This window comes from Sphingomonas sp. NIC1, from assembly GCF_001638925.1.
GTDB lineage: Bacteria > Pseudomonadota > Alphaproteobacteria > Sphingomonadales > Sphingomonadaceae > Sphingomonas > Sphingomonas aquatilis.
On the sequence record NZ_CP015521.1, the window covers coordinates 854,048 to 876,793 of the forward strand.

At 68.2% G+C, this 22,746-nt stretch carries 14 protein-coding genes; 4 read left to right on the forward strand and 10 right to left on the reverse strand.

Features of this window, described 5'->3' with window-relative positions; translation table 11 throughout:
- Nucleotides 1-18 precede the first annotated feature (18 nt).
- Nucleotides 19-300 (forward strand): hypothetical protein, encoded by a 282-nt coding sequence (locus A7E77_RS04220; protein WP_063686105.1) that lies wholly within the window; start codon nucleotides 19-21, stop codon nucleotides 298-300.
- Here the strand turns inward: A7E77_RS04220 and A7E77_RS04225 are convergent.
- From A7E77_RS04225 to A7E77_RS04250, 6 genes are all read right to left on the reverse strand, one after another.
- Nucleotides 278-2,068 (reverse strand): discoidin domain-containing protein, encoded by a 1,791-nt coding sequence (locus A7E77_RS04225; protein WP_063686107.1) that lies wholly within the window; start codon nucleotides 2,066-2,068, stop codon nucleotides 278-280. The genes A7E77_RS04220 and A7E77_RS04225 overlap by 23 nt on opposite strands.
- Nucleotides 2,065-2,745, reverse strand: coding sequence for a DUF6445 family protein (locus A7E77_RS04230; protein ID WP_063686109.1), 681 nt, complete (start codon nucleotides 2,743-2,745; stop codon nucleotides 2,065-2,067). The genes A7E77_RS04225 and A7E77_RS04230 overlap by 4 nt, the downstream gene beginning before the upstream one ends.
- A 60-nt stretch (nucleotides 2,746-2,805) precedes the next feature.
- Complete coding sequence (locus A7E77_RS04235) at nucleotides 2,806-5,850, reverse strand: TonB-dependent receptor domain-containing protein (RefSeq protein WP_063686111.1); 3,045 nt, start codon at nucleotides 5,848-5,850, stop codon at nucleotides 2,806-2,808.
- A 213-nt stretch (nucleotides 5,851-6,063) separates the two neighbouring features.
- Complete coding sequence (locus A7E77_RS04240; protein ID WP_063686112.1) at nucleotides 6,064-7,611, reverse strand: tryptophan halogenase family protein; 1,548 nt, start codon at nucleotides 7,609-7,611, stop codon at nucleotides 6,064-6,066.
- Between the two features lie 55 nt (nucleotides 7,612-7,666).
- Nucleotides 7,667-9,088, reverse strand: coding sequence for a glucoamylase family protein (locus A7E77_RS04245; RefSeq protein ID WP_063686114.1), 1,422 nt, complete (start codon nucleotides 9,086-9,088; stop codon nucleotides 7,667-7,669).
- Complete coding sequence (locus A7E77_RS04250; protein WP_063686116.1) at nucleotides 9,085-10,086, reverse strand: LacI family DNA-binding transcriptional regulator; 1,002 nt, start codon at nucleotides 10,084-10,086, stop codon at nucleotides 9,085-9,087. Before A7E77_RS04250 ends, A7E77_RS04245 begins: the two co-directional genes overlap by 4 nt.
- Nucleotides 10,087-10,266: 180 nt before the next feature.
- On the opposite strand from A7E77_RS04250, the gene A7E77_RS04255 reads away from it, so the two are divergent.
- A complete protein-coding gene (locus tag A7E77_RS04255) occupies nucleotides 10,267-12,543 on the forward strand; it encodes a glycoside hydrolase family 3 N-terminal domain-containing protein (protein ID WP_063686118.1) in 2,277 nt (758 codons plus the stop codon).
- 157 nt (nucleotides 12,544-12,700) lie between these two features.
- On the opposite strand, the gene A7E77_RS04260 is transcribed toward A7E77_RS04255, so the two are convergent.
- Together A7E77_RS04260 and A7E77_RS04265 are read right to left on the reverse strand one after the other, a co-directional pair.
- On the reverse strand, nucleotides 12,701-14,026 hold the full coding sequence (locus A7E77_RS04260) for an MFS transporter (protein ID WP_063686120.1): 1,326 nt from the start codon (nucleotides 14,024-14,026) through the stop codon (nucleotides 12,701-12,703).
- A gap of 42 nt (nucleotides 14,027-14,068) precedes the next feature.
- Nucleotides 14,069-15,061: an alpha/beta hydrolase gene (locus A7E77_RS04265; protein ID WP_063686122.1), complete on the reverse strand. Its 993-nt coding sequence runs from the start codon at nucleotides 15,059-15,061 to the stop codon at nucleotides 14,069-14,071.
- 141 nt (nucleotides 15,062-15,202) lie between these two features.
- Between A7E77_RS04265 and A7E77_RS04270 the strand changes: the two genes are divergently transcribed.
- On the forward strand, nucleotides 15,203-17,572 hold the full coding sequence (locus A7E77_RS04270; RefSeq protein WP_151895446.1) for a hypothetical protein: 2,370 nt from the start codon (nucleotides 15,203-15,205) through the stop codon (nucleotides 17,570-17,572).
- A gap of 90 nt (nucleotides 17,573-17,662) precedes the next feature.
- On the opposite strand, the gene A7E77_RS04275 is transcribed toward A7E77_RS04270, so the two are convergent.
- On the reverse strand, nucleotides 17,663-18,754 hold the full coding sequence (locus tag A7E77_RS04275; protein WP_063689709.1) for an SGNH/GDSL hydrolase family protein: 1,092 nt from the start codon (nucleotides 18,752-18,754) through the stop codon (nucleotides 17,663-17,665).
- Between the two features lie 219 nt (nucleotides 18,755-18,973).
- On the opposite strand from A7E77_RS04275, the gene A7E77_RS04280 reads away from it, so the two are divergent.
- Nucleotides 18,974-21,469, forward strand: a complete 2,496-nt coding sequence (locus A7E77_RS04280; protein WP_063686124.1) for a TonB-dependent receptor domain-containing protein — start codon at nucleotides 18,974-18,976, stop codon at nucleotides 21,467-21,469.
- A 66-nt stretch (nucleotides 21,470-21,535) separates the two neighbouring features.
- Here A7E77_RS04280 and A7E77_RS04285 read toward each other — a convergent pair whose 3' ends face one another.
- Complete coding sequence (locus A7E77_RS04285) at nucleotides 21,536-22,729, reverse strand: MFS transporter (RefSeq protein ID WP_063686126.1); 1,194 nt, start codon at nucleotides 22,727-22,729, stop codon at nucleotides 21,536-21,538.
- Nucleotides 22,730-22,746 lie beyond the last annotated feature (17 nt).

Sequence of the window (22,746 nt, forward strand, 5' to 3'; positions counted from 1 at the left end):
CCCGCGTTAGGGGGCGGGATGGACCTCGATGACCAGATGCGCCGCTATTTCGGCACCGCCGAACTAGGTGCCGTGCCGCCTGCCGCCTATGACGCCGGGATCGAGCGGATGCAGGTCGATCTCGGCCTCGAAACCGATCGCGCGCGACGGTTCGCCTTGTGGACGTTGCTGCACATGCTGGGCGCGGCGCCGGCCCTCGACATCGTCTTTCCCGACGCCGCCGAACGCGATGCCGCGCGCAACTGGATGGAATTGACCGAGCGGCTCGCGGACGCGGCTACATCGCCACCACGCGACTGAGCCGCGACACGCCGCGCTCGTCGAACGCCTCCACCGCGACGTAATAGCGCTGGCCGACGGTCAGCGCGCGCAGCGGCAGCGTTGCTGCGTCGCCACCCGCGACCCGGTCGGCGAACACTTGATAGGTCAGCGCCAGACGATCGGGCCGGATTCCCCAGCGCACGTTATAGCCGACGGCGCCCTGCACGCGCCGCCAGCGGATCGTCGCATCACGCGTGTCCGTCGCGCGCGTCGCCGCAAGCAGGTCCGGCGCGCCCGGCGGCGGGCCATCGGCATTGCCGAACACGCGCAGGTCACTGATCGCGAGGTGCGCGCCCCCGATATGGCCGTGAACGTAGCGGACGTAGCGGGTGCGTGCTGGCTGTGGCAGTTCGATATAGGCGTTGGGCCGATCGCGACGCGGCCCCTCGGTCGCGGCGAGCGGCCGCCATGTCCGGCCGTCGAGCGACTGTTCCAGTCGGAACTCGGTATAGATATCCGGCGCATCGCCAAAGCGGGCCGCTTTGTAATCGGCGAAGTTGACCTGCAGCGCACGCACCGTCTTCGCGGCGCCCAGATCGATCGTCAGCGTCGCACCCGGCGCCTTGCTGGGCGACAGCCAGAAGGTGCGCGGGTTTTCGTCGGTCGCCTGGTCCGGCGCGAAACCGGGAACGCTGGCGCTCGCCATCGCGGGCTTGCGATAGGACAGCAGCATCCAGCCGGTGAACAGCGAATCCGGATCGCTGAAGCGGCGCGTCGGCATGCGCTGCGGAAAGTCGCCGAAGCGCGTCGACACGCGCATCTGCCCGTCCGCGTCGAACACCGTCGGCCACATCCCGATCCGCCGCTCGAACGTCCAATTGTAGCCGATCCACGGCGTACCGGTATTCCACCAATTGCCGTTCAAATCCTGGAACGTATTGCCGTGCCCTGCCCCCTGCACGAACCCGCCGGGCTTGTACCCGACGGGGTTGTAGGCGGCGTAGGTGAACGGCCCCATCGGCGACGTGCCGACATAGGTACCCGTGGCATAGGCATTATATTCGGTGCCGGGCGCGCCATATTGCAGATAGTAGCGGGCGCCGACCTTGGTCATCCAAGCCCCCTCCATGAAGGGCTTGATCGGCGTGCCATTCGGCAATGTGCCGCTATGATCCTGACCGAAGCGTTCCCAGCCATGATGGTCGGGATCGAGCAGGATGAACGATGTACGAGGCGTGCCATAGGTCATCTTGCCATCGGCGAAACTGACCGGCGCACCATAGATCGGAAAGACGTTCGACGAGTTCCAATAGAGATACCAGCGCTTGTCGTCGTCCTGGAACAGGTCGGGGTCCCACGGGCCCGGCGGCACCTGCCCCGGCTTGATCGTATCCTCCAACCCCGATTTCACCGCGTCGGGCAGCGGCGGCATGCGGCGGACGAAATAGTCGATCTTACCGCTCGCCGGGTCTTCGGTACTGTAGATCGTCCCCTGTGTGGTCATCGACGGCATGATGAGCAGGCGTTTGCCGTCCGACGTGACGGCGGGCGCGACGATCCCCTCGGCCGGCCAGCGGCTCGGCGTGATGAACTGCCACGTGAGGAGGTCGGTCGATCGCCAATATCCGTCGGCGAGCGTCAGGAACAGATAATAGGCACCCTTGAACGGCACGATGACGGGATCGGCACCGGTGCGGTACGACACCCCCTCGTTCACCTGCTCGAAATTGTAGCGATAGTCGATATCGACCGGATTGGCGTAGGTCTGCGGCGTCGCGGCCGCCAGGATCGAGAGCAGCAGGGTCATCGGTGCGCCTGTACGAAGAGGTTGGTGGTCAGCCGACCGACGCGCGGGTCGGCGGACAGCGGCATGTCGGCGGGGATGATACCCGAATGGAGCAGGCAACCCTGATAGAGAACGACGCGGTCCCGCTTCGCCGCCACCGCGCCGATCTGATCGAACGCGGCGTTGCTGGCATTGGTATAGCCCGATAGCAGAGCGCTATCGCGCCGGGCGGCGGCGATGAAGGCATCGCGGTTGCTGGCATCGACCCGTTCGATGCCCGTGCTGCGCTGGCGGTAGAAGGCGGTGCCGCTGCCGGGCGTATCGGACAGATAGTGGAGCACGGCGAGATAACCCGGATCGACCGCATCGAAATGCGGCGCGCGCTGCGCCGGTGACAGCGTCGCGGGTGGCGCCGTGACCATCGAGAAGCTACCCTCGATCCAGTCGAAGCCCTCGACGTCGAACGCCCCGCCGATGAAGGGCGCCAGCGTCTGGAGCAGCGCGGTCGCATAGTCATGCGCCGCGCCGTCCGCCGGCGTCAGCACCCGCCGCACGCCGGGGTAATAGCTCCCCGCCACCGCTGGAAACGGCGCCAGCGCCGCGGCCAGATCAACGATCCGGCCGACATCGCCGACGACACCGTCGACCACGACGACGGGACTGTCGCTGGCCCCGACCCGGATCAGCCGCGGCGTCATGCGACCGCCGCGGCCACGCGGGCAGGCGCGGGGATCGTCACGCCCCCCGCCCCCACCAGATCAGAAGCTGAACTTCGCACCGACCTGGAACGACCGCGGAACACCCGTCGTGCCGTCGCCGTCATTCTTCTTGATCGGGTTGGTGCCCGATCCGGCGCCCCAGGCCGAATAGTTGCGGTTGATCGAGTCGAACAGGTTGAAGGCGGCGAAGCTGACCTCCAGCCCGCGACCCCAGGGCAGGTTGAACGTCTTCGAGATGCGCGCATCGACACTGCCGTAACCGACGACTTCACCTGGCCAGAACACGCCACCGAAATTGCCGTAGCAGCAGGCGTTTTCGGGCGGGTTAGAGCGGAAGATGACATTGCCGAACGACGGGCCCGAGCTGAACGTGCCGGTCAGCGACACCTTCGTATCCCACGGACCACGCGCGATGCCGGTGCCGACGAAGCGCCACTTTTCGACGCCTGCGACATAGTTCATGCCATAGGCACCGAAGCGCGGTGCGTTGTACAGCTCGTCGCCCTGCAGTTCCTGCGGCACGTTCGAGCGTGCGCGCTGCAGCGTCAGCGTCGAGGTGAAGCCCCACCTCGACCCGGTCACGAACGGCTTTTCCGCAGTGAAGTAGATCGCAGTGTAATAGGCCTTGCCGTCGTTCGAGCCGATGTTCAGCTTGCCCGAATAGCCCGGCAACTGGCCCGACTCTGGGAAGTTGTCCTCGATCCACTGGTCGCCCTGCGTGGTGTATTGACCGTTGGGCAGGCGGTTGCCGCGCACGAACTTGAAGATGTTGTGGCTGCGGACGTGGCTGAACGTCACCGCCGTTTGGATGCCGCCGAAGCGCTTGCGCACGCCGAAGTTGAACTGGTCCGAATAGGGCAGCTTGGTGTCGTTGTTGAGCAGCCAGACGTCACCACCCAACCCCGATGCGGTCACCGCCGAGCGCAGGCCATCGACCGTCTTCAGCGACGCATTGTAGGCGAGGTAGTTGTTCGGCAGCACGCCGCCGTTGGATGCGCGCGCCTGCGCACAGGTCGGCTGGCCGGCGCCATCGCAGAAATACACCGTCGGCGCCGACTGGTAGATCGCCTTCACCGTCTCGATGCCCGCCGTGATGAACAGCGGACGGTCGTAATAGCGACCGGCACCGGCAAACAGGATCGTGTCGCGATCGCCGTACACGTCGTACGACACGCCGAGACGCGGCTGGAATGCCTTCCAGTAGGGCTTACGGTTGTTGCCGGTCGAGATATAGTCCTCGGGGTTAATCCCCGCGGCCTTCCAGCCCTGATAGTTACGCAGCGCAGTCGCGATACGCGCGGGGGTTACGAAATTCTCGTTCTTCGCGTTGCTCTCGTAATCCCAGCGGATACCGGCATTGATCGTCCAATGCTCGTCGGGCGACCAATCGTCCTGCAGGAACAGGCCCACCTGCGTGTTGTTCGCCGTTGCCGCACGCACGGGCACCGTCGTCACCGAACCCGCGATCGGGGTCGATGCGTCGAACGTGGTGTAGGACGGCGCAGCGAAGAAGAAGGTGCCGTTGCTGCGGAAGTCCTCCGAGCGGCCGTACTTGTTGAACGACAGGCGCACGCCTGCCTTAACGATGTGCTTCTCACCGAAGAAGGTGACGTTGTCCTTGATCGTCCAGCTCTTCTGATCGTCGAACTGTTGGAACGAGGCGGCGCCCAGTTCCGCCTGCGTATCGAGCGACGCACCGACGCCGACCGGACCCGATGCCGGTCCCTGCGACAGAATGATCTCAGGCCCGTTGCTGACGCGCGGGGTGCCGTTGAACACCTTCTGGTACGCGCCGGTGAACTCGTTGAGGAAGCCCTCGCTGCGGTGGGTCCATTCCAGCTGGTACGTGTCGTTATTGCTGGTCAGGAACCGGCCATGCGACGGGACCGACGTTCCCTGGAAGTCAGCCAGATTGCTCTCGCGACGCAGGAACGCACTAGCGTTGATCGTGTCCTTTTCGCCCGCGAACAGCGTCAGCTTGCCGAAATACAGGCGCTGCTTGAAGCTCTGCGGATAACTGCCGTTGAACTGGCTCGCGATCGCCTGCGGCACGTTGGGCACCGCGACGCCGTCGACGTTGCGGGTCGTCAGCAGGTTGATCGCATTCGACGGCAGCTTCTGATCGGTCGCCTCGAACGCGCCGTAGAAGTGCAGCACGTCCTTGATGATCGGACCGCCCAGATCGGCGCCGTACTGCTTGCGATCGTAATCCGCCTTCGGGCGGCCCTCGCGGTTGTTCGTCTTGCCGGGCCGATCGAAATACGGAATGCCGATGAACGCCTTGGGCTGCCATTCGCCGAAGATGTCGCCGTGGAAGCTGGTGCCGCCGGTCTTCGTCACCGCGCTAATGATGGCGGAGCCGGCCTGTTCGTATTCCGCCTTGAAGTTCTGCGTATCGACGCGGAATTCCTGCACGGCAAGCTGCGGGAAGGGGTTGCCGCGACTGAAGTTCTGGCCCGCGACGCCGCCGTGATTGACGGCGTTCTTCTGGCTGAGGCCGTCGATGAAGACGTTGATGTTGTCGGCGCTGACCGCACCGGCCTGCACCTGGCGGCTGCCCGGCGAGGTCGAGATCGCGACGCCCGGCGCGAGCGCGGCGAAGTTCAGGAAGTTGCGATCGTTCTGCGGCAGGCTGTCGATCTGCTGCGTCGACACGTTGGTCGACACGATCGCCGAGCGGACTTCCTGCCCACGGCGACCCGTGACGACGATGTCGGCGCCCGTGCCTGCGCTCGTGCCGGCGGTATCTGCCACAGGCGCCGCCGCACCGATGTCGAAGGTTACGACCTGACCGACCGGAATGACCAGCTGCTCGGCGGGCAGACCGGTCGCCTCGACGCGATAGGTGCCCGGTCGCAAGCCCGCGATGGTGTAGCTGCCGTCGGCATTGACGCGGCCGCTGATGCGCTGGCCGGTATTCACGTCGGTCGCAGTAACGGTCGCGCCTGCCTGCGCACCGGTCACGCGGCCGCGCAGCGTCGAGTTGATCTGCGCCATCGCCGGCGCGCTGATGACCAGCGTTGCGGCGAGGGCCGCTGCCGAAATGCCGCGCCCGAAGCGCGCACGATGAATCCTGGATGCCATTTCAAACCCCTCCACGTCGGTCCCATCGCCCCGTTTTTGCTCCCGTGGAAACCGCCGACGCGCGGCGGCTCCGCGGATCGCGGAGGGCGTATGGAACCGGTTACTCGCCCGCGTAACCGGTTACAACCGCCTGTCTGACGCGCCGGTCAGGATCGGTTCATTATCCGCCGGATTGTTGCTTGCGTGTCACAGTCGGTGGCGGGCGGAGCCCGCTCAGCCGACTTTGGGCGCCTGGCAGTGGCGCGCGATGAAGGCTTCGTGCGTCGGCAGGCCGGCGGCGACATCGGCGACCACGTCCTCGACATCCTTCAGGAAAGCGGTGGTTTGGTCGGCGGGAATCATGTCGACCATCGGGTCGTGATGCGCCTGCAACCCCTGCCCCAGCAGCACCTGCACCCAGCTCTCCTCGCGAAATAGTTCGGCCTTGGCATGCATGAAGAACCGGCCCGAGGAGCGAAACAGTTCCAACCGCTCGGTCAGGCTGTCGGGCACGGGCATGTGCTTCAGATAGCGCCAGAACTCCGTATCCTCGCGGCTCGTCACCTTGTAGTGCGCGATGATGAAGTCGCGCACGTCGCGATATTCGAAATCGGTCTGGCGATTATATTCGTCGGTGTCGGCGGTGTTGAAGCCGCGTCCCGGGAACAGCGCGATCAGCCGCAGGATGCCGGTCTGGATCAGATGGATGCTGGTCGACTCGAGCGGCTCGAGGAAGCCGCCGGCCAGACCCAGCGCGACGACATTCTTCTCCCACGCGCGGTGGCGCTTGCCGGGGCGGAAGCGGACGGGGCGCGGATCGCCGAGCGCGGGCGTGTCGAGATGTTCCAGCAGCGTCGTTGCCGCCGCCTCGTCCGACACGAAGCGGCTGGCATAGACATGGCCGTTGCCGGTGCGATGCTGCAATGGGATGCGCCACTGCCAGCCCGCCCCGTGCGCAGTCGCGCGCGTGTACGGCGTCAGCGGCCCCGTCCCGCGCGCGCTCGGCACCGCAAGCGCACGGTCGCACAGCAACCACTCGCTCCAATCCTCATAGCCCACACCCATCGCGTCGCCGATCAGCAGACCACGCATGCCGGAGCAGTCGACGAACAGGTCGCCATCCACCGAGCGGCCATCGGCGAGCACGACATGGTCGAGGAAGCCGTCACTGCCACGCCGGTTGGCGGCGACGATGCGCCCTTCGATCCGCTCGACGCCCGACGCCTCTGCCCGGCCGCGCAGGAAGCGCGCGAACAGCGAGGCATCGAAATGATAGGCGTAATCGATGTCGGCGATCGGCGACTGCGGATTGCTGGGATCGGGCATCGCGAAGCGGTTCATCCGCGCCGCCAGCGTGTTGAGCGCATAATGATCGAGGTGCTTCGCCCGGCCGCCCGCGCGCTCCTTCAGCCAGAATTGGTGGCAGTGCAGCCAGTACAGGTCCTGCCCGATCTTGCCAAAGCCGTGGATGTAGCTGTCGCCGGGCGCCCCCCAGTTGCGGAATTCGATGCCGAGCTTGAACGTCGCCTGCGTCGCGCGGACCATTTCGAACTCGTCGATCCCGGCAAGGCCGTTGAAGGTGCGGATCGCCGGAATGGTCGCTTCGCCGACGCCGATCGTGCCGATCTCTTCCGATTCGATCAGCCGGATCGTGTAGGCGCCGAGCGTCAGGCGTGACAGCAGGGCCGCAGCCATCCAGCCGGCGGTGCCGCCGCCGACGATCGTGATCGTCTTGAGCGGGGGATTGGGATGGGCGTCGGTCATCGAAGGCTCGCTCAACATGTTACGTCCCAATAGCGTCATTCCCGCGCAGGCGGGGATGACAGGCGGGCTTATCTCACCCCAGCCATCCCCCGGTGAAGCCCGCGCGCTGCAAGCCGCGGCGGATCGCGGGCGATCGGCGCATGACGCGCCACACACCCTCGTCGCGGGTGTTCGCGATAGCGCCGGCGATCGCGCCCTGGTCGATGCCGAGGTAATCGCGCGCCACCCAGCCGCTCTTGGGGTCGACCGACCCCGTCTCCAGCTTGACGTCGGTATAGCGGAACGAGGGGTTGAAGCTGTCGAGGAAGCCGTACTTGCCATATAGGTGCGGCCAGCGCTGCATCGCGTTCGCCGCGGGTACGCAAATCTCGGGCGCGAAGGCGAGACTGCCCAGCGCCGCGGTCGGCGCGATCGTACCGTCGTCGCGCTCGTCGGGCTGGCCCAGCGGGCCTCGGGCGGCATAGCCGAAGAATTCCGCGGTCCGCCCCTTGAACGGCAGCTGGAAATTGCCGGGGCCGTCACAGGCGGTCAGGCCCCAAATGTCGCGCGAATAGCCGTCCCAGTGCATCGGATTGGCGATGCAATAGGCGCGATTGGCGTAGGTGGCGCGGCGGCTGTTCTCGAAATAATCGAAGCCGGCGGCCCGCATCGTCGCATCGCGAATGCCGCGGAAGTCGATCCACATCTGGCTATACTGATGGCCGAACAGCGGCGCGAAGGCGAGGTGCCGCGTATCCCCCTGCCCACGCCAGAAGGCGGGATAGGTCTGCGCCCAGGCGTCCCACGCCCCGTCGGCGAGCGACCGGCCGCGGCTGCCGAGGCCGACGACATAGACCATCATCCCCTCGTTATACCCATCCCACGCGCGCTCGATGAAGCCCTTGCCGGGATGCCAGCCCATGGACACGGTGCCGCGCGCGTTGGTGAACCACGGCCAGTCGGCCCGATCGGTGATCGTTTCGGCGAGCCGGCGGATCTCCGCCTCCACCGGATCGGCTTGATCGTACCAGGCACCAGCGAACAGGATGCCGAGGAACAGCAAGGTGGTATCGACGCTGGACAGCTCGGTATCGCGATAGCGCTGCCCGGTTTCCATATCGAGGAAGTGGTAGAAGAAGCCCTTGTTCCCGGTCATGCCGGTCGGCGCATCGCCCTGCGGCGCGGTCGCGAAGAAGCGCAGCGTCGTCAGCGTCAGGTCGCGGGCTTCTTTGCGCGTGATCCAGCCGCGCTCCACCCCGATCGGATAGGCGGTCAGCGCGAAGCCGACCGCGGCGATGCTGGCGAAGGACGGCGTCGGCCAGCGATCGGGCACCAGCCCGTTCCTGCGATTGGCGAGGTCCCAGAAATAGCGGAAGGTGCGCTGTTCGAGGTCGCCGAACCATGCCGGCAGCGTGGTTGCGGCAGGGGCGGCCAGCGCGTGGCGGGGCAGCGCACTCGCGGCGGCGGCAAGCGGCGCATGGCGCAGCAGCGCACGGCGATCGAGAGACAGGGTCATGACGTAAGGGCTTCCGTGGTGGTGCGGATGACGAGATCGGTGGCGACGACCTGCGTGTCGGGGGTCAGCGTGCCGCCATCCAGCGCGTCGATCAGACGGGCGACGGCCCGCGCGCCCATTTCGGCGAGCGGCACGCGCATGGTGGTGAGGCCGAGATACCGCGCGAGCGGAATGTCGTCGAAGCCGGTGACCGCGACGTCGCCCGGCACCGACAGCCCTTGTTCGCGCAAGGCCGCGAGCACGCCCAGCGCCATCATGTCGTTGGCCGCGACGATGCCATCGAACGCAACGCCGCGCGCACGCAGCATCGCTACGGCGGCGGCGCCCGAATCCTCGCGGAAGTCGCCCTCGATCACCACCGGCTCGATGTCGGGCGCGTGGCGCGCCATTGCGGTGAGGAACCCCTCGCAGCGTTCGCGCGCGTCGATATTGCCCGCAGGCCCGCCGACATGGACCAGCCGCCGCCGCCCGGTCGCGGCGAGGTGCGCGACGACCGTCGCGATCCCTTCGGCATTGGCGATGCGGAAGCCGGCGCGCCCTGCCCCGTCGAGCGAATTGACCAGTACCGCCGGCACGCCGCCCGGCAGCGCCTCGCGCAAGCCCTCCGCATCCAGCTGCGGCGCCATGACGATCAGCCCGTCGACGCGCCCGCGCATCGATCGCATTGCCTGCGCGGCCAGCTCGGCATCGGCATGCATGTTGGACAGCAGCAGATGATAGCCGCGCGCGCCGACCTCGCGATCCATGCCGCGCACGATTTCGGAAAAGAACTCGCCGTGCAGGTCGGGCAGCACCACGCCGATCGCATGGCTCCGCGCCAGCGACAGGCTGCGCGCGCCGGCGTGCGGCACATAACCCAGCGCCTTGGCCGCCGCGAGCACGCGGGCGCGCGTATCGGGATGGACACTGCTATGACCGTTCAACGCACGTGAGACAGAAGCGACCGAGACTTCAGCGACTTGCGCGACGTCGCGGATCGTGGCCGATGCCGACTTCAACCCTTGTCCTCCCCCTGCCGTCCACTGGTCGCGAACGATCATCCGTGCGTGAACCGACACGTCTTGTACCGCACGCCCGGCCTGTGTAACCGGTTACAGGCAACGGTCAACGCGAAAAGCCGGAAGCATCCGTGCAAGCGCGGACGCTGGACGATAGCAGATCAGGGGAGAGGCTGGAACATGACGGATCACACCATTTCGCGCCGCGCGGCGCTGCTCGGCGCGGGCGCGGTCGCCGCCTGGGCGGCCAGCCCGGCGCGCGCGCTGCTGGCGCAGGCGGACGGCGTCGCACTGCCGCCGCGGGTCGAGGCGATCCTCGCCGCGATGACGCTGGAGGAGAAAGCGGGTCAGCTGCAGCTCAACGCCGCGGCATGGAGCGGTGGCGTCGCCACCGGGCTCAACCCGCCGTCGAACGGCCCCAGCTTCGACGGCCAGGTCGCCGACGCGGTCGCGGGCAAGCTGACCGGCGTGTTCAACGGCAATGGCGCGGAGATGGCGCGGCGGATGCAGGCCGCGGTGATGCGCGATTCGCGCCTCAAGGTCCCGCTGATCTTCGCCGCCGATGTCATCCACGGCCACCGCACCATCTTCCCCGTGCCGGTCGCCGAAGCCGCCAGCTTCGACCCCGATCTGGCGATGCGCACCGCGCGCATGGCGGCATTCGAGGCGGCGGCGGCCGGCATCGACTGGACCTTCTTCCCGATGGTCGACATCGCGCGCGACCAGCGCTGGGGCCGCACGATGGAGGGCGCGGGCGAGGACGTGTTGCTCGGCAACCTGTTCGCCGCTGCGCGCGTGAAGGGCTTCCAGGGCAAGAGCCTCGACGCGAACGATGCCGTCATGGCCTGCGTCAAGCATTTCGCCGCTTACGGCGCGGCGGAAAGTGGCCTCGACTATAATATCGTCGACCTGTCCGAACGGACGCTGCGCGAAGTGTACCTGCCGCCATACAAGGCCGGCTTCGATGCCGGCGCGATGAGCGGCATGGCCTCGTTCAACGAGATCGACGGTATTCCGTCCACCGGCAACCCCTGGCTGATGAAGCAGGTGCTGCGCGACGAGTGGAAGTTCCCGGGCATCATCGTGTCCGATTACACCGGCGACGAAGAGATGATCGCCGCGGGCTTCGCCAAGGACGGCAAGGACGCCACGCGAATCGCCTTCCTGGCGGGCGTCGATATGAGCATGCAGTCGAACTATTACGCACAATACCTCCCCAGTCTGGTGCGTGAAGGCGTGGTGCCGCAGGAGGTGCTCGACCGGTCGGTGCGGCGCGTGCTCGCGGTGAAGCAGATGCTCGGCCTGTTCGACGACCCCTTCCGTCGCATCGACCGCAAGCGCGAAGTGGCGCGGTCGCGGACCAAGGCGGCGATCGCGCTGTCGCGCGAGGCCGCACAGAAATCGATGGTGCTGCTGAAGAACGACGGCGACCTGCTGCCGCTCGACACGGGCCGCAAGATCGCGCTGATCGGCCCCTTCGCCAGTGGCCAGCACGACCTCAACGGGCCGTGGGTCGTCTATGGCGACAACAAGCAGGCGATCGACCTTGCCACCGGCCTGCGCAATGCGGGCGCTGCCAACGTCACGGTGACGCAGGGGTCGAACGTCGAGGAGCCGCTGGCCGGCGGTATCGACGCGGCGGTCGCGGCGGCGCAGGCCGCGGATGTCGTCGTGCTCGCGATCGGTGAGAGCGAGAATATGTCGGGCGAGGCGCAGTCGCGCACGTCGATCACCGTGCCCGCGCCGCAGATGGCACTCGCCGAAGCGGTGGCGAAAACGGGGAAGCCGATCGTCGTACTGCTGAAGAACGGTCGCGGCCTCGCGCTGGAAGGCGCGGTGAAGGACGCAGCTGCGATCCTCGTCACCTGGTTCCTCGGTTCCGAAACCGGCAACGCCATCGCCGACGTGCTGTTCGGCAAGGTCGGGCCGTCGGGCCGCCTACCGCTGAGCTTCCCGTATGAAAGCGGGCAGGAGCCCTATTATTACGCGCACAAGGCGACCGGCCGCCCCGCCCCCGCCGGCCCGCGCCAGCCGTACAAGGCGCAATGGCGCACCGCGCCCAATGCCGCGTTGTACCCGTTCGGCCATGGCCTGACCTATGGCGCGGTCAGCTACGACGCGCCCGTGGTGCCCGCGACGCTGCCCTGGGATGGCAAGATCACTGTGTCCGCCACGGTAACCAACACGGGCAAGCGCGCGTGCGAGGAACTGGTACAGCTTTACATCCACGACCGCGTCGCCAGCATCACGCGGCCGGTGCGCGAGATGAAGGCGTTCCGCAAGGTCGCGCTGAAGCCCGGCCAGAGCGAGACGGTGACGTTCACGCTGACCCGCGCGCAGCTGGAATTCCTGGGCAAGGATCTGGCGCCAACGGTCGAGCCGGGTACGTTCGACATATGGATCGCGCCGTCCGCCCAGGCCGACGGCGTCCACGGGACCTTCGATCTGGTCCGCTGAATGCCCATAGCGTGATGACAGGGCGTTGATCCCACCGCACCGTTCGCCCTGAGCCTGTCGAAGGGCGGGGCGCCCCTTGCAAGGTCGTCCTTGCGGGCGCCTGTGCTTCGACAGGCTCAGCACGAACGGTTCGCCGTCTTGCCGTCCGGCTCTATGCCTACCGACGCGCGCGGATCGGGTTGAACGCCATCACCAGTGCGGACAGCGCGAAGCAGCCCAATGGAATCAGCGCAATCGTCGTCCGCATGGTCGCCAGCATCTCGGGCGTCTGCGCGACATTGGCGACATAGCCCGCCTGTCCGAACGCCTGGCCGATCACCACCGTCGCCAGGCCGATCGCAACCCGCTGCAACAGCGCGGCGAGGCCGAACAGCGTGCCCTCGACCCGCACGCCGGTGGTGCGCTGGCCGTGGTCGACCGCATCGGGCAGCATTGCCCAGAAGGCGAAGTGCAGGCCGACCGTCGCTGCCTGCATCGCGATCAGGAACAGCTGCGCCGTGCCCGCTCGGGTGACATCGGCCAGCGCGAAGACGATCAGGCCGGCGGCGCACAAGCCGACCGCGACGAACCACAGCCGCCGCACGCCGATGCCGCGCGCCACCGCCATCCACGCCGGCACCGCCACCGCGCTCACCGCCATCATCGATGCCAGCGCCAGCTGCCCCGCGCCCTCATCGCCGACCGCATATTTGAAATAATAGAGCACCGATTTGTTGAGCACGGTGGTCGCGACGATCATCGCCATCATCGCCCCCGCCAGCGTTACGAACGCCCGGTTGCGCGCCGCCAGCAGCAGCGAAGTGCCGATCGAGGGCACCGGCCCTACCGGCCCGTCCTGCGCGGCGATCGCATCGCGGAACGTCCAGCCGACGCCGACCAGCACGAGGCTGGCGATCCCGGCGAACAGCCACGCCGCCCCCAGGAAGGCGCGTGGCCCCTCCCCCACCTGCATCAACGCGCCGCCCAGCGGCACCGTGCCGATCGCCACCACCACCGCGGCAAGCGTGCCCGCCAACATGCGCAACCCCGCGACGAACGATCGGTCGCGATCGTCCCCGCTCACCCGCGCCGACATGGCGAGATAGGGGATGTTTACGCAGGCGTAGGCGGTGCGGAACAGCAGATGGCCGACGACGACGAACACCGTCGCCGCCACGCCCGTCACCGGCGGTGGCGCATAGGCGGCGACGAAGGCGAGCCCCAGCGGCACCGCGCCCCCGACCAGCGCCAGTCGATAGCGGCCGGGTGCAGCGTGCCGATCGACCAGCGCGCCGACCGCGAAACTGACGATCCCGTCCCACACCGATGCGGCGAAATAGATCGCCGCCGCCGTCTCCACCCCGAGGCCGAGCGCGTCGGTGTAATAGAACAGCAGGTAGAGCATGGCGCTCTGCCAATAGAGATTGAAGGCGAAATCGCCGGCGGCGAAGCCCGCAAGGCGCCATCGGCCGACGCGGCCCGGCTCACGCTGATCCTGCTCCATCCCCGCCCCATCGACTGCGCGGGCGGCGATGTCGAGAGGGCGTTAGCCCAGCGTCCGGTCGAGCCAGCGCGCGAACAGCTGCGGCCACAGGCCGGCGGGCGCATTGTCGGGGCCGATGCCATAGCCGTGGCCGCCCTCTTCGAAGAAATGCGCCTCCGCCTTCACCTTCGCGGCCCTCAGCGCGGTGAGGAACAGCTCGCTATTCTGCCACGGCACCGCGCCGTCATCCATCGAATGGGCGAGGAAGGTCGGCGGAGTGGTCGCGGTGACATGCTGGGCGGGCGAGCGGCGTGTCACCAGCGCCGCATCCGGGTTCGGCCCCAGCAGCAGTTGCGCGGACAGCGGATGGGTAAGCGGCGGCGCGGCGGCGATCACCGGATAGAGCAGCCCACCGGCATCCGGTCGCGCGCTGCCCCGGTCCGCGGCGTCGCGCGGGGCATAGACGCGCTCGTCATACCCCGTCAGCAGCGAGGCGGCGAGGTGCCCGCCCGCCGAAAAGCCCAGCACCGCGACCTTGGCGGGATCGACGCCATATCGCGCTGCCCGCGCGCGGATGAGGCGCATCGCGCGCTGGGCATCCTGCAACGGCACGTCGGCGCGCGGCGTCCAGCCCTCGCCGGGCAGGCGATAGGTCAGCACGAACACGGTATAGCCCAGTTTGGCGAACACGTTCGCCACGCCGACCCCCTCGTTGCGGATCGATACGAAGCTGTAGGCGCCGCCCGGCATGACGAGCAGCGCCCGGCCATTCGCCTTGGCGGGCTGGAAGACGTGCAGGTCGGGCATCGTCACGCCGGTGACGAACGTGGGGCCGCGCCGGTCCAGGTCCTTGCGCGCCACGAACGGACCGCCCGGCGGCGCTCCATCCCACAAGGGTATCCGCTCCGCCGCTTCCCAGGCCGGCGGCAGTTCGCCGCCGCCGGGCGGCGTGTGCAACGGCTCGCGCGCCGCGGATGCCGCGCCGGCCACCATCGCGGCCGCGCCCGCGCCCAGCAGCAGCGCGCGCCGATCGATCCGTCCCGTGGCGTCGTCCATGCGGCCCCTTCCTCGTCACTCTGGTCCGGACGGATGCCATAGCGGAGTCCCGGTGCATAGGCCGTCGCTGCCCGGGCCACGATGCCGGAATGCGACCAGTGGCGATTGCCTTGGTGCGCCGCGGGAGTAAGAGGCGAGGCCGTGACCGCTACCGCCCTCGCCCGCCGGACCCGCGTCCTGTTCGCCGCCTGTGCGCTCGCCGCGATGGGTGTCGGCAACGCCGGGGCGCAATCGACGGGGTTCGATCTGGCGGGCCCGTCGCTGACGGTCAGCGTCACGCACAGCGGCGTCACGCTCCCCTTGTCGCAGGTGCCCAATCTGGCGGTGGGTGACCGCATTCGCGTCGCGGTCGATCTGCCGCGTGCGCAGGGTGCGCGCTACCGGCTGGTGCTCGCCTTCCTGCGCGGCGCGACCAATCCGCCGCCCAAGGACTGGCTGTTCGACGCCGAACCGTGGAAGGCCAAGAAGGCGACGATCGACGCGGCCGTCCCCGCGGGCGCGGAGCAGGCGATCGTGCTGCTGGTCCCCGATACCGGCGGCGCGCTGGACGCCGTGTCGTCGGCGATCCGGGGGCGACCCGGTGCGTTCGTGCGCGCATCGCAGGAGCTGAATCAGGCGATGCTCGACCGGGCGCGACTGGAGACGTTCATCGCCAACGTCACCCATCGCGATCCGGCAGAGCTGGCCGACGTCTCGCCGCAGCTCGCGCGCAGCCTTGCGGTAAAGCTCGATACCGACTGCCTGCTGCGCCAGCCCGATGCGCGCGCCGCCTGCCTGACGCAATCGAGCAACGCCGCCGTGCTCGCCGATGCGCAGACCAGCTCGATCGCGCAGACCCTGGCCGGGACGCCTGCCGACATCGCCTTGCAGCTCAGTTCGACGCCCCAGGCGGGCTATGGCTATTACAGCCCCTATATCGGCGTCATCCGCGACGTCGTACGCCTGTTCGGCGCGTTCCAGTCGGCGCAGCTCCAGTTCATTCCGGCGCTCGGCGTACAGCATGACGCGAGCACTGCGCTGCTGCTCAACACCGTGCCTTCGTTCCGCAAGCCGCAATCGGTGCTGGTCGCGGCCCTGCCCGGCGTCGCCGCACCGATCCTGCCGCCGCTGTCGGCGCGGGTCGAGAGCGCGCTGTGCGCCAGCCGGCCCGGATTGTTGCTGCCCGTCGCGGGCGCGCCTTTGGTATTCGCGACCCGCTATGCCCGCGACCTGTCGCTGCGCGTCAAGGGCGCGGACGGACAGACGCGCGAGGTGCCGCTGACGATCGATCCGGTCGGCGGCGGCTTCGTCCTCGGCAAGACCGACGGTGCCTTCGGACCCAGCGCGGATGCGACGGTCCACGGCCTGTGGGGCTATCAGCCGTTCGAGGGGCCGACGTTCCGACTGGTGGCGACCGCGGGTCGCACGTGGCGGGTGGCCGACGACGCCACGCTGATCGTCGGGCGCGAAACGCCGCTGCGGCTGGTCGGCGGCGCGGCGCCCTGCGTCACCCGCGTCGTGCTGGAACAGGCGGACGGTGCCGCCCGCCCGGTCGCCTGGACGGCAGCGGATGCGGACAGCCTGTCGCTGAAGGTGCCGCTCGCCGATGCGACGCCGGGGCCGGTGACGCTGGCGCTGTACGGCTATGGATCGGACCAGCCGCAACGGCTGGCGTTGCGCACCTTCGCCGAATCGAGCCGGATCGCCGGGTTCGACCTACACGCCGGCGACCGACAGGGTGTGCTGACCGGCACGCGGCTAGATCAGGTCGCCAGCTTGGACATGGCGGGCGTGCTCTTCCGCCCTGGCGCGCTCGAGCGCTCCGGCACGGGTGACCGGCTGCCGATGGTGACGGACATGGCCGATGTCGGCGCCTTCCAGCCCAAACAGGCACGCGAGGCGAAGGTGACGCTGCGCGACGGCCGACAGATCGCGCTGAAGGTGACGATCGGCGCCCCCCGCCCGCAGGCGACGCTGGTCGCGAAATCCATCGAACGCGTCGGCCCCGCCCCTGCCTTGCCGATCGCGCTGACGGGGGACGATCTGGTGCCGCAGGATGCGCGGCTGACCTTCTCGCTGCGGGTCGGGGGCGACGCGCGCCTGTCGCCCGGCGATGCGGTGGAGGTGACGGCAAGCGACGCCTCGCGATCGGTGACGGTGCCGCTCCAGCTCCAGGATGCGGAGGTGGGGATCGCCTCGCTCATCCCCGCCACGGCGCTCGGCGCATCGGCGCATGGGGCGCTGCGCTTCCGGCTGGTGCAAAGCGGCGTTGCGGGTCCGTGGCAGCCGCTGGCGACGCTGGTGCGCCTGCCGACGCTGACCGCCTGGCACTGCCCGAAGAGCGGGTCCTGCACGCTGACCGGCGACGCCCTGTTCCTGATCCGCAGCATCGCCAGCGGCGGACAGAGCGTGCCGGTGCCGGACGGATTTACCGGCGCCTCGATTCCCGTGCCGGCCCCGGCGGACGGGACGCTGAGGCTGACGTTGCGCGACACGCCGCAACCGGTGGTGACGGTGCGTCTGGCGCCATAGCCGTACAGGACGGCGCCGCGCGCGGGACATTCGGCGTGCTCCCACCGGAAGATGCCAGCCTTCACCGGGATGACCGCCTAAGCGTGCCCGCTAACGCCAGCCGGGCAGGTTGGCGGCGATCGCCGCGCCGATCCGATCGGCGATGATGCGCTGATCGCCGAGCGAGGGGTGCGCGTTGCAGCCCCCGAAGGCGAGGCCCGTCACCGGCACGAAGACGATGCGGCGATCCCCCGCCGCGCGCATCGCGGCGACCACCTTGCCTTCCTCCGCCGCAATCTCGCCATCGGCGAGGTCGGTCGCCCATAGAACGATCAGCGCATCCGGATCGCGCGCCCGCAGCGTCCGCAGGAAGCGCAGATAGGTCGCCTCATAATCGGCGTGCAGCGCCGCACGCGTCGCCCATCGCTCACCGGCATGCAGCGGCGTGCTGAAGTCGTTGGTGCCGAGCGCCGCGACGATCACCTGCGGGTGCCACTCCGGCTCCGACGCCTGCGTCGCGCGATCGAACAGGACGTAGGGATAGGCCTCGGGCAGTTTCGGTGCGGCGAAGCCATTATAGTTGCGCACGACGCCGCGGCCGGAGATCGCGTTCACCTGATAGTCCGCCCCATAACGCCGGGCCAGCATCGCACCGAAGCCGCGGGACGTATCGGTCGTCGCCCATACATCCGCCTCCGAGCAGGTGCGTGTGGGCGATGTGACGCCATAGCCGACGGTGTGGGAGTCGCCGACGAACTCGATCTGCCGCGCACGGCGGGGCAGCGGCGCCGCCACGGTGCCGGGCTCCGCGTAGAATGGACCGAAGCCCGTCGGCGCCGCCTGGCTTTCGGACGCGACCTCGACCCGTACGACATGGCGCGCGTCCGACAGCCCGCCGATCCGGTAGAGCCCCGGCGCGGGCTTGACGAGCGTGTCCACCGCCTGCCCATCGACGAGAACATGGAGCGCCACCTCCCCCGCGCCCACCCGGAACAGCACGCCGCCGCCGCGCACCGCCGTTTCCATATAGCCGCCCGGCCACTGGCGGACGATTCCTCCTCCGTCCCGCACCGCGCGCCCATGGACCGCCATCGGCAGCGCGGCGAGGCGCGGCGGTGTGGTCGATACGCGCGTGACGCGTTGGGCCAGGCTCGCGGCGGGCGCGACCGCGATCAAGACCACGCCGGCCAGCCATCCCGTCATCGCCCGTCGCATCGCCATCATCCTCTCCGCCGTGGGGACTCGTCATGGCAGAGGAAGCCCGGCAACGCCAAGGGCGCCTGCGCCGCGCCACCGTGTCTCTTAACGGCCACATGTCCACTGCAATCGCAATCGATTGAAAATGATCATTGCAATCGATTGCCGTCGTGCTATTGGCAGTCTCGCAGACTTCGAAAGAGAGTCGGTGTCAGGGAGGATCGCATGAAGGCTCGCCATTATCTGTTGACCACTGCCGCGCTGCTGATCGCCGGCACCGCCCATGCGCAGGTCGCGCCCGCTCCCGCCGATATGGCGGCGAACGATACCGCGCAGGCCGATGCCGCGCCGGCGCCCGATCAGGGTCAGGACATCGTCGTCACCGGCGTCGCCCAAGGGCGCAACCGCCTCGACACGTCGATCTCGGTCAGCTCGCTCGACGCCGATCTCACCTCGAAGATCCCGCCGCGCAACACCGCCGAAATCCTGCGCAACTTGCCCGGCGTTCGCGTCGAGGCATCGGGCGGCGAAGGCAATGCCAATATCTCGGTCCGCGGCCTGCCGGTCGCATCGGGCGGTTCGAAGTTCCTGCAGCTGCAGGAAGACGGCCTGCCGGTGCTGGAATTCGGCGACATCATCTTCGGCAATGCCGACATCTTCATCCGCAACGACCTGTCGCTCGCGCGCATCGAATCGGTTCGCGGCGGCTCGGCCTCGACCTTCGCCAGCAACTCGCCGGGCGGCATCATCAACTTCATTTCGAAGACGGGCGAGAAGGACGGGGGCTCGTTCCAGCTGTCGAGCGGCCTCGACTATCGCGAATATCGCGCCGACTTCGCGTATGGTGGCCATATCGACGCCAACACCCGCTACGAATTGAGCGGCTTCTACCGGATCGGCGACGGCCCGCGCCATGTCGGCTATGACGCCATGCGCGGCGGCCAGATCAAGGCGAACATCACCCGCGAATTCGACGGCGGCTATATCCGCCTATACGGCAAGTATCTCGACGACCGCAGCATCGCCTTCCTCCCCAATCCGGTGCGCGTGACGGGCAGCAACGGCGACCCGAACTACCAGAACGTCCCCGGCTTCTCGATCAACGAGGATACGCTGCACAGCCGCTACATCCAGTCGGTGTTGACGCTGGACGGCAACAACAATCCGGTCCGCCGGCAGATCGGCGACGGCATGCATCCGGACGTGAAGTCGGTCGGGTTCGAAGGGCAGTTCCGCATCGCCGACGGCTGGAACATCACCGAACGCTTCCGCTATTCGGCGATCTCGGGCGACTTCGTCTCGCCCTTCCCCGCTGCGGTGGGTGACGCGCAGACGACCGCCAACGGCTTTGCCGGTGCCAATGCGCAACTCTTCTACGCCAGCGGGCCGCTCGCCGGGCAGCGGATCACCAACCCGTCGGCGCTCGGCGGCAACGGCCTGCTCGCCAGCGTCGTGCTGTTCGACGTGAAGCTCAACAGCCTCGACAACATCACCAACGACCTGCGCATCAACGGCAAGGTCGATCTGGGCGGCGGCGCGCTGTCGATCGCGGCCGGCATGTACAATTCGCGGCAGGACGTGAAGACCGACTGGCTGTGGACGTCCTTCTTCCAGACGGTGCAGGGCGATGGCCGATCGGTGCTGGTCGACATCCGCAACGCGGCGGGCGTATCGCAGACCGCGGGCGGCACGCTCTATTCGGCGGCCTTCTTCGGCAATTGCTGCCGCCGCAGCTATGACGTGCGCTACACCACCAACGCGCCGTTCGCGCAGCTGGGCTTCGAGGTCGGGCGGCTAAACGTCGACGCCAGCGTCCGCTACGACTTCGGCTCGGCCAAGGGCGGCATCCGCGGCGATCTGCCGGGCGCGGTCACCACGCGGGCGCAGGACATGGACGGCAACGGCGTGATCTCGCCCGCCGAACAGACTGTGGCGTTCCTGCCCGCCAACCGCGCGCCGGTGAACTACGATTACAACTATCTGTCCTATTCGGCCGGCGCGAACTATCGCCTCAGCGACACGCTGGCGGTCTTCGCCCGCTACAGCCGGGGCGGCCGCGTCAACGCCGATCGCCTGCTGTTCGGTCCGCTGGTCAACACCACCACCGGCGCGCTCGTGAACGGCGCCAAGCCCTACGACTTCGTCAAGCAGGCCGAAGGCGGCGTGAAGTTCAACTCCGGCCCGATCGGCCTCTATGCGACCGTGTTCAACGCGCGGACGCAGGAGACGAACTACCTGCTCTCGCAGCAGCAATTCACCAGCCGCGATTACGAAGCGACCGGCGTCGAGCTGGAAGGCCGCTTCCGCCGCGGGCCGTTCTCGCTGACCGCCGCGGGCACCTATACCGACTCGAAGATCACCCGCGATGCGACCGACGCGACGCTGAACGGCAAGCGCCCGCAGCGGCAGGCGTCCTTCGTCTATCAGGCGACGCCGCAGGTGGATTTCGGCCTGATCAGCGTCGGCGCCAACGTCATCGGCACGACGTCCAGCTACACGCAGCCGGTCAACCAGCTGAAGATGCCCGCCTATACGCAGGTCAACGGCTTCATCGTGATCCGCCCGGCGGACAATGTCAGCATCAACGTCAACGCCAACAACATCTTCAACGTAAAGGGCATCACCGAAGCGGAAGACGCCGCGATCCCGGCCAACGGCCTGGTCCGCGCGCGCTCGATCAACGGCCGCACGATCGGCGCCGCGATCCGCTTCGACTTCTGACGCGCGCGAAAGCGGCAGGCGGAGACCGGCATCCCGGTCTCCGCCTGTGCCGTCACCGCCGATCCGCTATCGCTCCGTTCGGACGCACAGCATCGTCAGCCCGCCGCCCACCGCCAGGACGGCCAGCGCCAGCATCACGCCGACGAAATCATGCGGCGTCGCAAAGACCCAGGCGAGCGGCGGCCCCAGCAAGGAGGGCAAGGTATTGGCGAGGTTGAGCAGGCCCAGGTCGCGCCCGCGATGGCGTGGATTGGGCAGCAATTGCATCGCGACACCCGCGTTGAGCGCGACGAACACTGACGACCCCAGCGTATAGACGACGAATGCCGCCGCCCCGGCCGGCCATCCCCGCGCCAGCGCCATGCCGGCGAGCCCCGCCGCCGCGATCAGCGCGGCCAGCAGGATCGCTGGCTTCCTACGCCGCGTCAGGTCGGACAGACGGCCCAGGATCAGTGCCGCGGGCAATGGGACGATGAACGCGATCGTCAGCAGGTGCCCGATCCGGCCGGGCAAGCCCGCCCGCTCCCCGGCCGGCACGATGCTTTCGAAATAATAGAGCAGATAGGTCTGCGTCACGACCCCGGCGATCTGGACGAACAGGCGCGCCACGCCCGCGACGATCAGGTCGCGACGCGACGCGCGCACGTCGCCACGCGGATCGCGATCCGCCACCGCGATGCGGGCGCGGGCCAGCAGGAGCGGCGCGATACAGGCGGCAACCGCCGCCGGCAGGATCGCGAACCGTGCCGCCTCCGTCAGCGTCGCCTGCCCGACCAGCACGGTCGAAACGATCGACGCGAGCGGTCCGCCCAGCGCGAACAGGCCGCCCGCGACGCCTTTCTGCCCGTCCGGCACCTCTTCCGCCATGATCGCCATCATCGGCGCGAGCAGCGCATTCACCGCGATTTGAAACGCGACGAGCGCCGCCACCAGTGCGAGCGGCGTCGCGGCGACGATCAGCCCGCCATAGCTCGCCGCGGTCGCCGCCACGCCGCTCGCCATCCACGCCCGTCGCCCGCCGCCGCGCGCCACCGATCGGTCGCTGAGCCAGCCGAACAGCACGTTCGATAGGCTGGCGGCGATGGCACCGGCGAACACCGTGGCGGTAAAGACGCCGATCCGCGCCTCACCGCTCAGCCCCTCGACCTTGAGCGGCAGCAGCAGCGTCAGCAGCGGCAGATAGGCGATGACGCCACCGGCATTGGCCAGCGCCACCGCCCCGAGGAAGCCGGGCGAGCGGAAGGGAAATCGGGACGCCATCGCCCTCCCCTGCGCTC